Source organism: Qipengyuania nanhaisediminis, from assembly GCF_045862805.1.
Taxonomy (GTDB): domain Bacteria; phylum Pseudomonadota; class Alphaproteobacteria; order Sphingomonadales; family Sphingomonadaceae; genus Erythrobacter; species Erythrobacter nanhaisediminis_A.
This window is the reverse complement of record NZ_AP025760.1, coordinates 2,157,095-2,170,654: the sequence shown is the minus strand read 5'-3', so window position 1 is coordinate 2,170,654 and position 13,560 is coordinate 2,157,095. Positions and strand designations below refer to the sequence as shown.

At 63.6% G+C, this 13,560-nt stretch carries 14 protein-coding genes; 9 read left to right on the top strand and 5 right to left on the bottom strand.

Annotation, left to right across the window (positions count from 1 at the left end; genetic code table 11):
• Positions 1-99 precede the first annotated feature (99 nt).
• Complete coding sequence (locus ACKTSM_RS10525) at positions 100-1,623, top strand: SulP family inorganic anion transporter (protein ID WP_407874604.1); 1,524 nt, start codon at positions 100-102, stop codon at positions 1,621-1,623.
• 94 nt (positions 1,624-1,717) lie between these two features.
• On the opposite strand, the gene ACKTSM_RS10520 is transcribed toward ACKTSM_RS10525, so the two are convergent.
• On the bottom strand, positions 1,718-1,930 hold the full coding sequence (locus ACKTSM_RS10520; protein WP_407874603.1) for a hypothetical protein: 213 nt from the start codon (positions 1,928-1,930) through the stop codon (positions 1,718-1,720).
• Between the two features lie 89 nt (positions 1,931-2,019).
• Positions 2,020-2,232: a cold-shock protein gene (locus ACKTSM_RS10515; protein WP_407874602.1), complete on the bottom strand. Its 213-nt coding sequence runs from the start codon at positions 2,230-2,232 to the stop codon at positions 2,020-2,022.
• A 345-nt stretch (positions 2,233-2,577) separates the two neighbouring features.
• Here ACKTSM_RS10515 and ACKTSM_RS10510 point away from each other — a divergent pair, with 345 nt between their 5' ends.
• The 5 genes from ACKTSM_RS10510 to ACKTSM_RS10490 all read left to right on the top strand — a co-directional run bounded on the left by ACKTSM_RS10510 (position 2,578) and on the right by ACKTSM_RS10490 (position 7,261).
• Complete coding sequence (locus ACKTSM_RS10510) at positions 2,578-3,198, top strand: 2-hydroxychromene-2-carboxylate isomerase (protein ID WP_407874601.1); 621 nt, start codon at positions 2,578-2,580, stop codon at positions 3,196-3,198.
• Positions 3,199-3,303: 105 nt separating this feature from the next.
• Positions 3,304-5,310, top strand: coding sequence for an alpha/beta hydrolase family protein (locus tag ACKTSM_RS10505; protein ID WP_407874600.1), 2,007 nt, complete (start codon positions 3,304-3,306; stop codon positions 5,308-5,310).
• A gap of 121 nt (positions 5,311-5,431) precedes the next feature.
• Complete coding sequence (gene apaG / locus ACKTSM_RS10500) at positions 5,432-5,848, top strand: Co2+/Mg2+ efflux protein ApaG (protein ID WP_407874599.1); 417 nt, start codon at positions 5,432-5,434, stop codon at positions 5,846-5,848.
• Between the two features lie 89 nt (positions 5,849-5,937).
• The gene (locus ACKTSM_RS10495) at positions 5,938-6,741 is read left to right on the top strand and encodes a LysR family transcriptional regulator (RefSeq protein WP_407874598.1); all 804 of its coding nucleotides are present in this window, start codon (positions 5,938-5,940) and stop codon (positions 6,739-6,741) included.
• Entirely contained in the window at positions 6,734-7,261 is a 528-nt protein-coding gene (locus ACKTSM_RS10490) for a GNAT family N-acetyltransferase (protein ID WP_407874597.1), read from the top strand. The genes ACKTSM_RS10495 and ACKTSM_RS10490 overlap by 8 nt, the downstream gene beginning before the upstream one ends.
• Here ACKTSM_RS10490 and ACKTSM_RS10485 read toward each other — a convergent pair.
• The 3 genes from ACKTSM_RS10485 to ACKTSM_RS10475 form a co-directional block, all read right to left on the bottom strand.
• Positions 7,229-7,909, bottom strand: a complete 681-nt coding sequence (locus tag ACKTSM_RS10485; protein WP_407874596.1) for a hypothetical protein — start codon at positions 7,907-7,909, stop codon at positions 7,229-7,231. The two genes, ACKTSM_RS10490 and ACKTSM_RS10485, sit on opposite strands and share 33 nt — an antisense overlap.
• A 442-nt stretch (positions 7,910-8,351) precedes the next feature.
• Complete coding sequence (locus tag ACKTSM_RS10480) at positions 8,352-8,579, bottom strand: hypothetical protein (RefSeq protein WP_407874595.1); 228 nt, start codon at positions 8,577-8,579, stop codon at positions 8,352-8,354.
• A gap of 362 nt (positions 8,580-8,941) precedes the next feature.
• Positions 8,942-9,655, bottom strand: a complete 714-nt coding sequence (locus ACKTSM_RS10475; protein ID WP_407874594.1) for a winged helix DNA-binding protein — start codon at positions 9,653-9,655, stop codon at positions 8,942-8,944.
• Between the two features lie 652 nt (positions 9,656-10,307).
• On the opposite strand from ACKTSM_RS10475, the gene rpsL reads away from it, so the two are divergent.
• The 3 genes from rpsL to fusA all read left to right on the top strand — a co-directional run bounded on the left by rpsL (position 10,308) and on the right by fusA (position 13,534).
• Complete coding sequence (rpsL, locus tag ACKTSM_RS10470) at positions 10,308-10,679, top strand: 30S ribosomal protein S12 (protein ID WP_007164630.1); 372 nt, start codon at positions 10,308-10,310, stop codon at positions 10,677-10,679.
• Positions 10,680-10,813: 134 nt separating this feature from the next.
• A complete protein-coding gene (rpsG, locus tag ACKTSM_RS10465) occupies positions 10,814-11,284 on the top strand; it encodes a 30S ribosomal protein S7 (protein ID WP_007164629.1) in 471 nt (156 codons plus the stop codon).
• Positions 11,285-11,401: 117 nt separating this feature from the next.
• Positions 11,402-13,534: an elongation factor G gene (fusA, locus tag ACKTSM_RS10460; RefSeq protein ID WP_407874593.1), complete on the top strand. Its 2,133-nt coding sequence runs from the start codon at positions 11,402-11,404 to the stop codon at positions 13,532-13,534.
• The last annotated feature ends 26 nt before the right edge of the window (positions 13,535-13,560 follow it).

The window sequence follows — 13,560 nt, the reverse complement described above, 5'->3', positions numbered from 1 at the left end:
TGCAGCACAAGCGCCTATAGGCGCGCTCGACCTTTGCCAGGGCGGCGCGATTGCGCCATGCCCGGCTTACCCGAAAATCCAGCGGAAACCATCCGACCCATGACCAATACCGCCACCTTTGCGGACACGTTCCGCCGCGACTGGTTCGCCCAGCCGCGCGCCGATATCCTTGCCGGCATCGTCGTCGCGCTCGCGCTGATCCCCGAAGCGATCGGCTTTGCCCTTATCGCGGGCGTCGATCCCAGCGTCGGGCTCTATGCCAGCGTCGCGATCGCGATGGTGATCGCGTTCACCGGCGGACGCCCGGGCATGATCTCGGCGGCGACCGCGGCGGTGGCCGTGGTGGTGATCCCGCTGGTGCGCGATTACGGGGTCGAATACCTGTTTGCCGCGACCATCCTGATGGGCATCTTCCAGGGGATCGCGGCGCTGCTGCGGCTCGACCTTCTGATGCAGTTCGTCAGCCGCAGCGTCATCACCGGCTTCGTCAACGCGCTCGCGATCCTCATCTTCATGGCGCAGATCCCGCAGCTGATGCCGGGCAATCCGGGCGTTGGTCCGTGGACCTGGGTGATGGTCGCGGCGGGCCTTGCGATCATCTACCTGTTTCCGCGCGTCACCAAGGCGGTGCCGAGCCCGCTGGTCGCGATCGTCCTGCTGACGGCGGCCGCGGTTTATTGGGGCCTGCCGGTCAACAATGTCGCGGGCGAGGGGACCTTGCCCGACGGCCTGCCGGTCTTCGCTTTGCCAGACGTGCCGCTGACCTGGGAGACTTTGCGCATCATCGCCCCCTATTCGGCGACCATGGCAGCGGTGGGCCTGCTCGAAAGCCTTCTGACCGCGCAGATCGTCGATGACATGACTCACACCGACAGCGACAAGCGCCGCGAGAGCGCCGGACAGGGCATCGCCAATTTCGTCACCGCCTTCTTCGGCGGGATGGGCGGCTGCGCGATGATCGGCCAGTCGGTGATCAATGTCGCGAGCGGCGGGCGCGGACGCTTGTCGACCTTTACTGCGGGCGCGTTCCTGCTGTTCCTGCTGACCGTGCTCGGCCCCTGGGTCGGACAGGTCCCGATGCCAGCCCTTGTCGCGGTGATGATCATGGTGAGCATCGGGACGTTCTCGTGGAACTCGATCCCCAATCTGCGCCGCCACCCGCCGACCAGCTCGATCGTGATGATCGCTACCGTCGTCACCGTGGTATGGACGCATGACCTCGCACTCGGCGTGCTTGTCGGCGTGCTGCTCTCGGGCATCTTCTTCGCCCAGAAGGTCAAGAACATGTTCACCGTCGAGCGCGTGCGCCGCCCCAATTCGAGCGTCTATATCGTCACCGGCGAGATATTCTTCGCCAGCGTCGACAAGTTCATCGCCAGCCTCGGCCCCGAAAGCCAGTACGAGGACGCCTCGCACTATGTCGTGATCGACGTGTCAAAGGCGCATTTCTGGGACATCTCGGCGATTGGCGCGCTCGAAAAGGTGATCGAGCGCATGCGCCGCAATGGTCGCCACACCCGCGTCGTCGGGCTCAACCAGGCCAGCGCCGATCTGTTCGACCGCTTTGCCCTCGAAGACCGCACGGGGATCGAGCTGGGGCTGGGGCCGATGAAGGCGCTCTAGGGCGCCGATATTGCAATTGTCCGATCCTGCGGCAGGCGCAGATCATTAGGTGATGGCCAAGGGCAGGGCGTGTTTCGCGCCCAAGCGCCACGCATCAAACGGAATCGGTTTCCGCGATGCGGCGCTTTTCCCTTTCTCGCTCCGCCTTTGCGCGGTCGAGGGCCACCTGCCGCGCCTTGTCTGCCAGGCCGCGCCAGGTCTTTTCCGCGCGCAGATTGCGCTCTTTGACATTTTCGAGCGTGGCCTCTTTCGCACTGAGCGCTGCCTCTTTCGCTCGTGCATCGTAGAATTCGAATGTTTGGCTCATTAGCTGGGCTTTCTCGGCTGGTTCGAACGAAGGTGCCCCTCTCGCGCGCCGGGTCGCCCAGGCACGCGAGAGGAACTGCGATCAGGCGATCAGTCGGCGGCGGACAGGTTGACCGCGCTTTCCTTGCCATTGCGGCCGGTTTCGACTTCGTAATTGAGGCGCTGGTCCTTCTCGAGCGTCTGCATGCCTGCGGCCTGGACGGCGCTGATGTGGACGAAGCTGTCATTCGAGCCGTCTTCGGGCTGGATGAAGCCATAGCCCTTGTCGGTGTTAAAGAATTTTACGGTTCCGGTCTTGCTCATGATGGTTCCTTTCGAGAACGCTTTGGGATGCCGCCCCGCGACATGCGGTACGGTCGTGCATAAAATCGTTCGATGAAAGGAAGTCGTCGTCTGGTTTACGCCGGGGCCAGCAAAGGCAAGCGGCGGTCGTCAAAATCCGAAGTCCGTCGCATATTCCGACGTCAGCGAACTGCTCCTAGCAGGCTTTGATCAGGACACCTAATCAATCGACTCCGGTCGCAAAATGTCCGCCCTGCCCAACGACGATAACGGGTCGTCAGTGGATGGCCGTCTTTCTCCGCCGACCCGGCTTGCCCTTTTCCCGCGTGCGTGCGACCTCCCGTGCATCCAGGGGAGAACGCAGACATGGCCAAGCGTGTCGAGCTGATTTTCGATTTCGTCAGTCCCAATGCCTATCTGGTCTGGTGGCCGCTGCGCGACATCGTCAAGCGCACCGGGGCCGGGCTCGACGTGACGCCGGTGTTCCTTGGCGGGATGCACAAGCTCACCGGCAATGCCCCGCCGATGATCCGCGATGCCGATGTGAAGGGGAAGGTCGAATATTCCGCGCTCGAAATGCGCCGTTTCATCGCCCGGCACGAGCTGACGAAGTTCAAGCTCCACCCCAAGTTCCCGTTCAACTCGATCACGCTCCAGCGGATGCTCTATGCCGCTGACCAGGACGGGCGCGGGGTCAGCTTTGTCGAGGCGCTGCTGCCCAAGGTCTGGGAGGAGGGCGTGGACATCACCGATCCCGACGCGCTTGGCCAGGCGATTGCTGCGGCGGGGTTTGACGCGCAGGACCTGTTCGCCCGATCGCAGAGCCAGGAGGTCAAGGACGGCCTCGTCGCCAACACCGCCGACGCGGTCGAGCGCGGCACCTTCGGCATCCCCACCATGTTCGTCGGGCCGCGCGATGGCGAACAGGAGATGTTCTTCGGCAAGGAACGGCTCGGCCAGATCGAGGAATTGCTCGAAGCGGGCTGAGTGCGCGGCGGCTCGTCTGCGCGCGGCGCTGCCGGCTTGCAATTTCGCCGCTTCGCCATAGGCTTGGGCCCGATCCGAGTCGCCGGATCGCCGGGGGGACGCACCATGAAATTCCTGTTTCGCGCGAGCCTTCTGGCCGCATTTGCGGCAAGCGCGCTGCACGCCCAGCCAGAGCCGCGGGCCGATGCGCCCACGCGGCTTGCCGATCTCGCAATAGAGGCCGAGGCCGAGCGCCCCGCGGCAATCGCGACCGAGCATTTCGCCGCGCGCAGCGCCTATCGCGACTTTGCCATGTCCCCCGATGGCAGGCATCTCGCGATCCGCCGCGTGCACGAGGGCCGCAACGACATCCTGCTGCTCGATGCCGCCACGCAGGACGCGCTCAAGCTCTACAAGCTGGGCGATGACCAGCGGATCGACTGGTTCCGCTGGGCGGGCAATGACAAGCTGATCTTCTCGATCTCGATGCGCGGCAAATTCTACGACATCCCGGTGCGGGTCAACCGGCTGTTCGTGCGCAATATCGCGACCGACGAGACCTGGATGCTCGACGTGCCCGGCGACCTGCTGTGGGGCGGCGACCTGATCCATGTCGACGATGACGGCGCCTTCGCGCTCGTATCGGTCCAGCGCGGCATACGCAGCGACCCCTCGGTCTATCGCTACCAGCTGGTCCCTGGCGCCGAGCGCGAACGCGTGGTCAAGCCCAAGAGCGGGGTCTGGAACTGGTATGCCGATGATGCCGGCACGGTGCGCATGGGCATCGGCTATCGCGGCAAGCGCATGCGCATCTATTACCGCGACACCGCGGATGACGATTTCGAACTGGTCGACAAGCTGCGCCGTGGCGATGACCGCGTGCGCTACTGGCACGTCGTCCAGATCCGTTCCGGAAGCGATCGCGGCTACGTTCTCGAAGAGGACGAGAACGAGCGCGTCGGGGTGCGGCTGTTCGACTACAGCACCGGCGAGACGCTCGAGACATTCTACCAGCACCCCGATTGGGACGTGAACGAATTGTGGCTCGACCGCGAGGGCAATCCGCTGGCCGCGCTCTACACCGATGACCGTGACCGGATCGAATGGTTCGACGAGGAGATGGGCGTCCTGTTCGAGCGGCTGCGCGATGCAGTGGGGCTCGACCAGCTGCGCATCGTCACCCGCTCGCGCGACAATGACCGGATGCTCATCTGGGGCGGAAGCGAATCCGATCCGGGCGCTCTCTACATCTTCTCGCCCGGGGAACGCCGGCTCGACCTGCTCGACAATTACCGCCCCGAAGTGGATTTCACCGCGCTCGCGCGGCCGCGTCCGGTGCGTTACCGCGCGCGCGACGGGCTGATGATCACCGCCTATCTCACGCTCCCGCGCGGGGTCGAGCCCAGCGCGCTCCCGCTCGTCATCATGCCGCATGGCGGGCCCTTCGGGATCCGCGACAAGCTCGAATACAATGACGAGGTGCAATTGCTCGCCAATCGCGGTTACGCGGTCCTCCAGCCCAATTATCGCGGGAGCGGCGGATACGGCCAGGCCTTTGCCGAGGCCGGCCATGGCGAGGTCGGGCGCGCAATGCAGGACGATATCGACGACGCGATGGCCTGGGCGGTGGCAGAAGGCCTTGCCGATCCCGCGCGGGTATGCGTGGTGGGCGGTTCCTATGGCGGGTTCGCGGCGCTGTGGGCGGTGCTGCGCAATCCCGAACGCTATGCCTGTGCGGCAAGCTGGGCCGGGGTGACCGACTGGGACCGGATGCTGAGCTATGATCGCCGCTATCTCGGGCGCGAGCAGGCGCGCGACCTGCGCCGGCGCGAAGAGGGCGAGGATGCCGATCTCGACGAATTCTCGCCGGTCAACCTGGCACAGACGCTGAGCCGCCCGGTGCTGCTGGCGCACGGGACCAGCGACCGCCGCGTCCCGGTCTCGCAATACCATGCCTTCGACCGCGCCACGCGCGATGCTCCGGTCCGACCCGTCACCCTGCTGATCGAGGGCGAGGGCCACGGCTTCACCAAGGCGGCAAACGAGCAGAAATGGTACGATGCGCTGGTCGCGTTTCTCGCCGAGCACAATCCTGCCGACCCGCCGCCCGTTGACGCTACGGCAGCGCCGTGATCGCTCGCGGCTAGCGCGCTTCCCCTCGCGCGCCCCTTGCGCGCGGATTGCGTGCGCCGAGGTGGATTACCCCGGTTCAGCCCCTTGAGACCGGCCAAGGAATCGCTACCTTGGTCGTGGTATGAAAGAACTGTTCCAACACGCTGCCACGACCGAAGGGGTCACCGTTCGGGTGGCTGTCAGTTTCCTTCCCGAACAATCGCATCCCGAGGCGGGCAAGTGGTTCTGGGTCTATCACATCCGGATCGAGAACGGCTCGCACGAGGCGATCCAGCTGCGCACCCGCCACTGGCGGATCACCGATGCGCGCGGGATGGTCAACCATGTCGACGGCGAAGGCGTGGTCGGCGAACAGCCGCATCTCTCGCCCGGCGAAAGCCACGATTACGTCTCGGGCTGCCCGTTGACGACCCCGCACGGCTCGATGGAAGGGTTCTACACCTTCGTGAATGCCGAGGGCACGCCGCTCGAAGTGCGCATTCCCTTCTTCCCGCTCGCCGCTCCCGCCGAGGCCGAGGACGGCCAGCCGCGCCTTTGAGCGCCGCCGCATCGGCAAGTTCCCGTTTCAGGGCGACAACCAGCCTTCGTCTTGCGGTCCCGCGCGCGCGCCCTTAAGCGCTTGCCCCTGTGAAACGCACGCACCTGCCCCTGAATGCCCTGCGCGTCTATGACGCGGCGGCGCGCCACCTGTCGTTCACCCGCGCGGCCGACGAGCTCGCGGTGACGCCTGCGGCCGTGGGCCAGCAGATCCGCGCCCTTGAGGATCATTTGGGCGTCGTGTTGTTCCGCCGCACCTCGAAGGGGCTCGAACTGACGCCCGAGGGCGCGGCCGGGCTCGACCCCTTGCGCGAAGGCTTCCTGCGCTTCGAGGAAAGCGTCGCCGCGATGCAGGCGGGGCAATCCTCGGACCGCTACACCATCGCCGCCCCGCGCGAATTCTACGCCCAGTGGCTCGCCCCGCGCCTGGCCGAATTCCAGGCAGGCACCCCGGGCGTGGTCTATTCGATCGTCGCCAATGAGAACGCCGATTTCACCGAGGCTAATCTCGACCTCGCGATCCGGCTGGTCGACGGGCCGGGCGAGCTAGAAGGCGTGCAGCTGGCGGCTGGCAATCGCGTGACCGTGGAACGTCCGGCCGAAGCTGGCGGGGCGCCCGAGACCTGGATCGAATGGCCCGGAGCGCCGCTGCCCGAAGGCGTGCGCGCCTGCATCAAGGCGGGCAATGCGGGCCAGGCGCTGTCATCGGCGATTGCTGGGATGGGCCGCGCCGTGCTCCCGCTGCTGCTGGTCCAGGGCGCGCTCGATCGCGGGCAACTGGCAGCGATCGGCGAACCCGATGAAAGCCGCCGCGCCTACTGGCTGGTCGCCCCGGTCCCGCAATGGCGATCAAAGAAGGTCAAGGCGCTGGTCGCCTTTCTCACCGGTGGCTGACACCCCGGTGCTCGAGACAGCGCGGCTGAGGCTGCGCCCGCTGGCGAGCGGCGATGAACACGCGCTTTTCCCCACCCTGTCGGACCCAGAGCAATGCCTCTACCTCTCGCGCCCCGCCTTCGAGAGCGCGGAGGAATTGCGCGGCTGGCTCGCCGATCCGAAATGGAACGGTCGCACCTGGATCGCGGAGGACAATGAAGGCACGGTCGTCGCCCGCTTCGTCGCGGTGCCGACAGACGACCCGCAGGCCGAGGAGGTGGGCTACATCACCTGCGCCGAACGCCAGCGCCAGGGTATTGCGCGCGAAGGGATGGTCGCGCTGATCGCGCAGCTTTTCGCCGAGAACAAGCGCAGGATCATCGCCGAGGTCGACCCGCGCAACACCGCCTCTGTCAGCCTGCTCGAAAGCCTCGGCTTCGCGCGCGAGGCGCATTTGCGCGATCACGAGGTCACTCATATCGGGACCTGCGATCTCTATATCTACGCGCTAGATGCGCCCGGCCTGCCCGTTTCCGCCTGACGCGGCGGCTTCGCGTTCCGCCTCCCATTCCGAGCGCCAGCGCGCCTTCAGCCCGGCGAAAAAGGCGCGGTTGGCCTCGCGGTTTTCCTCCGACATGCGCTCGGCGCGCTGTTCATCCTCCCACTCGGCGCGAAGCCGCGCGGCGAGCGCGTCATAGGCCGGATGCCCCGGCTCGAGCGCGCCCGAGGCCGCATGCGCGCCATAGCGTTGGGGCAGGCGGCTGCGCAGGAAGAACATGGTGAGCGCGTCCTTGTGGCGGATCTCGGTGCCCACGACCTCGCCGCCCGCGATGACCAGCCGCTCCTCGCCCTCGATCGCGCGCGCCAGCGCACCCGCTTCGAGCCGCGCCACCCCGCGATCCACCGCCGCCTCCCAAGCCGCGCGAAAGCCTTGCGACCCGGGCCGAGAGCGCAGCTTGTAGATCGCCTCAAGCGACTTGCCGATATGCCGCGCGGCCTCGGCGACGATGCCGGTGGCGGCGAGATGAGCGATGAAGGCGCGCTGAAGATCGGGCGTGATCGAATTGGAGCGCGGCGCGACATGCGGGACGGGATCGAAGGTGAGCAGCGGGTCGTCGGGCGAGGGCGGGGCAGCAGTATGCGCGACGGCGCTGGTGGCCTGGCGGGGAGTGGCGCGGAGGTTGGTCATGGGCGGTGATCCTTGGGGAGAGGGGTGAGGGGAGTGGTGGGGGCGCGTGGGGAGGGGTTTTGCGTTGTTTGTTTCGTCTCAAGCGCCGGCGCGTGTGGAAGGGGTCTCGACCAAGAGCGTCGGGTGGTTCTTCCGGGCGGAGTCTTTGTGTGCTTGGCCCCATCCGGGGCCAATCCTCGCTAGACGTCCTCCGCTTCGCTACGGACCCGCTGCGGGCGGCCGGTCGGCCTCTGACTGCCGTGACCAGGAGCCGGGACTAGCCAGCGAGGCTTGGAATGGTGCGAGCGGAGCGAGCCAGCGCGCGACTGCGCGCCGCGGCTTATGCCGCGAAGCCAAGCAGCGCGGATGCGCTGCGCCCGGCGTATGAGGGCGAAACAAATAACTCTACGGACGCATGGACCAAGCCCCGCCATCCCGCACCCGAAACCGGGCGCAAGGACCGCTACCTACTCCCCCGGAAGAAACCCCGCAGCACGCGCTCGTTCGCCTCGCGCCGGGCGGCGACATCGGGAGGGCAGGGCGGATTGCCCCCGATCCGCCCCGCCTCGACATGCGCGAGCCAGCTGGCGTTGTGCCGGTGCTGATCGCCATCTCCCCAATGCGGCTGCCAGCCGGCGGGCGGACGCCCGGGCGAGAGGGGTTCGGTCGGATCGTAAGAAAGTATGCTCATGGCGCGGTCCTTTCGAGAAGAGGGTTAAGGACCGGGGTATGAAGCAGATTCTTGGAGTGTAGGAAAATCAAAGCGACCCGTGTGCGGTGCAGACGTTGGCGCGAGCTGCAATTCCATTTGTTACTTTCAACCGGAGAAGGCGACGATCAAAGCCAATACGCCAAATCCAGTTGCGCTTGCGAGGAAAAATGCAAAGTCCCTATGTATGCCTCGTCGCCGATGCTCTCTCTTCCTTCGTTTGTATGGCTTGGAGAACCCTCGCATCAACACCTGCTCTGCCGACAAAGCCTTGCCTTTTTCTTGGCTAGAACCAGAGCCGAAATCTGATCGTGGTCTCATCTTCGTGTTCCTATGAACTTTTCTCATGCGTACGTTTCCAAAATTTGACTGACCGCGACGAAACCTTTGGGGGTCAGTGAGAGAAGTTTCACTCGCTTGTCGTCGCTCGATTGTGTGCGCTCTACGAGGCCAGCTTCCATCAGTTGGCCTATTACTCTCAACGCTGTTGTGTCGCGGGCACCTGATGCGATGCTCGCGCTCTTGATCGAAAGACGAGTTCCACTCACTTTTGCGCAGAATAGCTCCAGCAGCATGTCCCACGCGGGCTCACCGAGCAGCTTATTAGGGAGCGACTTCTCTCTAACTGTTCTTTGCCGCATGTGCTCTTTCGCTCTTAAAGCGAGAAGAAACACCCGTTCATCGACGGGGATATCAGCAGCCTCCGTGGATGCAGCTGACTCTAGCTCAAACGTAGATCGGCCTTCGATGCCATTCGCCATTCGCAATAGCATTACTGCTATCTTACATATCTCGCTTGGACTGTTTCCACTTCCGATTTTGCCAGCCTTGAACTCCAAAGAATCCAAAATTGGTGTTCGAGGATCAGCGAGAGGCATCTGCATTTGCGAAGAGCCAATCATGAAGTTGTCTTCGTCCGTGCCTCCAATGTAATTTGTATCGACCTGAATGACATCATCACAAACGTCGCTGTCATTCGCTTCGATCCGATAATTGATCGAGCTGACGGCCGTCCGGACGAGTGAACTATATTCGCTACAGCTCCAGCGATGATCCAATTGCCGTCGCTCTCTTGCGACTACTTTAGACGAATGACTAGTCTGGTTTGCGTATCGTGCTTTTGACATTTTCAGCGACCCACCGATTTACCAAAGTACTCACCTTATTCTGTAAGGAAAGTTCGACTTGCCACTCGATAAGTAATTCAATATTCAGCCAAACTCCATTAACTCCCCCTTAAGAAGATCTGTAGGCTGCAAGGCTAAAACCGATTAAAATTTTCGAAGTTCTATATTTGTTCTCCGCCTTATGGTTAGTCTTCAGGATTGCTCGGATCGGTTCGTGATCCGACGCAAGGCCCTTGACCCACACCCCCAATCCCGCTAACCGCGCCGCCATCCGGACGGGCCTCTTTCGAGTCCCGCCCGAACAATAGAGCTGAACATTGCCGGATTTGTCCCGCAGGTCCTGCTCACGCGAGTAGGGCCTTTTCTATTGGGTCGCTCCCTCAAACAGGGCGCGATTTGCGAGGCAGCCGTCAAAGTAACCCGGTGGCCGAGTGGCCGTATCTCGGGTGGAGTGCTTCAGCTTGGTCTGCCTTTGGCGGCTCCTCGGATTTGTCCGGGGTGCGGCTCGCGCGGGACCAAGCCTCACTTCACATCTTGATCGGCCAGGGTCGTCACCATCAACACGGTGAAGAGAAAGACTCATATGCCGACGATCAACCAGCTGGTCCGCAAGGGCCGCACTCCGCAGAAGGCCAAGTCCAAGGTCCCTGCGATGGAGCAGAACCCGCAGAAGCGCGGTGTCTGCACGCGCGTCTATACGACGACGCCGAAGAAGCCGAACTCCGCACTTCGCAAGGTCGCCAAGGTGCGCCTGACGAACCAGCGCGAGGTCATCTCCTACATCCCGGGCGAAGGCCACAACCTGCAGGAGCACTCCGTCGTGCTCATCCGCGGCGGCCGTGTTCGCGACCTTCCCGGCGTTCGCTACCACGTCCTTCGCGGCGTGCTCGATACGCAAGGGGTCAAGGACCGCAAGCAGTCCCGCTCGAAGTACGGCGCCAAGCGTCCGAAGTAATTGAGGCGCGGCGGCGGTCCTCATCCCCACCCGGACACCTTGCGAGGTATCCTTTGGGTGGCCGGGTGGGGGTGAGGGCCGGTGCCGCAGGACGCTCACGGATGTGAGCGGCCACTCCGAAGGAGTTTAAAAACATGTCACGTCGTCGTAGGCCCGAAAAGCGGGTTATCCTTCCCGATCCCAAGTTTGGTGATCAGGTCCTTTCCAAGTTCATGAACAACCTGATGCTCGACGGTAAGAAGGCCGTTGCAGAAGGTATCGTGTATTCCGCACTCGAAACGGTCGAGGCCAAGGCCAAGGCCGATCCGGTGCAGCTGTTCCACGATGCGCTCAATAACGTGAAGCCGCAGGTCGAGGTCCGTAGCCGCCGTGTCGGTGGAGCGACCTACCAGGTGCCGGTCGAGGTTCGTCCCGAGCGTGCCCAGGCGCTCGCGATCCGCTGGCTGATCGGGGCCGCGCGCGGCCGTCCCGAAACCACCATGAGCGCGCGCCTGTCGGGCGAGCTGATGGATGCGGCCAACAATCGCGGCAACGCGGTGAAGAAGCGCGAGGACACGCACCGGATGGCCGACGCCAACCGCGCCTTCTCGCACTATCGCTGGTAAGGCGGCTTGCGGTGAAGCGCCCCGCTCTTGCGGGCGGGGTGTCTTCAACTGGTCACATTTGTAACTATATGGGGCGCTGAGACGTTCTCTCGCCCTCTAGACCCAAGGAATTCAATCATGGCCCGCGATTATCCGCTGGAGCGTTATCGCAATATCGGCATCATGGCGCACATCGATGCCGGCAAGACCACCACGACCGAGCGCATCCTGTATTACACCGGCAAGTCCTACAAGATCGGCGAAGTGCACGATGGCGCGGCGACGATGGACTGGATGGAGCAGGAGCAGGAGCGCGGGATCACGATCACCTCGGCCGCGACCACATGTTTCTGGAACCCGGAAGATCCCGACATGGATCCGATGGGCGACCCAAAGGAACTGCGCGCCGACACGCCCAAGCACCGCATCAACATCATCGACACCCCCGGCCACGTCGACTTCACCATCGAAGTCGAGCGTTCGCTGCGCGTGCTCGACGGTGCGGTTGCCTGTTTCGACGGCGTTGCCGGCGTTGAACCGCAGTCCGAGACCGTCTGGCGCCAGGCCGACAAGTACAAGGTCCCGCGGATGTGCTTCATCAACAAGCTCGACCGCACCGGCGCCGACTTCAAGTATTGCGTCCAGTCGATCATCGATCGCCTCGGCGCAACCCCGGCGGTCCTGTACCTGCCGATCGGTATCGAATCGAACCTCACCGGTCTCGTCGACCTCGTCAACCAGCGTGCGATCACCTGGAAGAACGAGGACCTGGGTGCTGAATACACTTTCGGCCCGATCCCCGACGACATGGCCGACGAAGCGGCCGAGTACCGCGAGAAGCTGATCGAACTCGCCGTCGAACAGGACGACGAGGTGATGGAAGCCTATCTCGAGGGCAACGAGCCCGATGCCAAGACGCTCAAGCGCCTGATCCGCAAGGGCACGCTCGAGCAGGCCTTCGTGCCGGTGCTGTGTGGTTCGGCGTTCAAGAACAAGGGCGTCCAGCCGCTTCTCGACGCGGTGATCGACTACATGCCGTCGCCGATCGACGTTCCCGCGATCAAGGGCGTTCTGCCCGATGGCGAGACCGAAGCCTCGCGTCCGTCTTCGGACGACGAGCCCTTCGCCGCGCTCGCCTTCAAGATCATGAACGACCCGTTCGTTGGCTCGCTCACCTTCACCCGCATCTATTCGGGCAAGCTGTCGAAGGGCAGCGTCATGAACTCGGTTAAGGAGAAGAAGGAAAAGATCGGCCGCATGCTGCTGATGCACTCCAACGAGCGTGAAGATATCGAAGAGGCATTTGCCGGCGACATCGTCGCGATCGCGGGTCTGAAAGAGACCACGACCGGTGATACGCTGTGCGACCCTGCCAACCCGATCATTCTCGAGCGGATGGAATTCCCCGATCCGGTCATCGAGCTGTCCGTGGAGCCCAAGACCAAGGCCGACCAGGAAAAGATGGGCGTTGCGCTCAACCGCCTGGCTGCCGAGGACCCCAGCTTCCGCGTCTCGACCGACCACGAATCGGGCCAGACCATCATCAAGGGCATGGGCGAGCTTCACCTCGACATTCTCGTCGATCGCATGAAGCGCGAATTCAAGGTCGAGGCCAATGTCGGTGCGCCGCAGGTGGCTTACCGCGAAGCTCTCGCCCGCGAAGTCGAGCTCACCTACACCCACAAGAAGCAGTCGGGTGGTTCGGGCCAGTTCGGTGAAGCCAAGGTCGTCGTCACCCCGGGTGAACGCGGCCAGGGCATCATTTTCGAAGACGAGATCAAGGGCGGAAACATTCCGCGCGAATACATCCCGTCGGTCGAGAAGGGCATGCGCGAACAGGCCGAGAGCGGTCACCTGATCGGCTTCCCGATCATCGACTTCACGATCCGCCTGATCGACGGCAAGTACCACGACGTCGACTCGTCGACCGTGGCGTTCGAGATCACGGGTCGCGGCGCGATGCGCGAAGCTGCGCAGAAGGCCGGGATCAAGCTGCTCGAGCCGGTGATGAAGGTCGAGGTCGTCACTCCCGAGGATTATCTCGGCGACGTGATCGGCGACCTCAATTCGCGTCGCGGGCAGATCCAGGGAACCGACACGCGCGGCAACGCGCAGGCGGTCGAGGCATTCGTCCCGCTCGCCAACATGTTCGGCTACGTCAACGAGCTGCGTTCGTTCACTCAGGGCCGTGCCCAGTACACGATGCAGTTCAGCCACTACGACGAAGTTCCCTCGAACGTGGCCCAGGAGATCAAGGAGAAGCTTGCCTAAGCAGGCGCTAACAGCTAGGGGCGGCG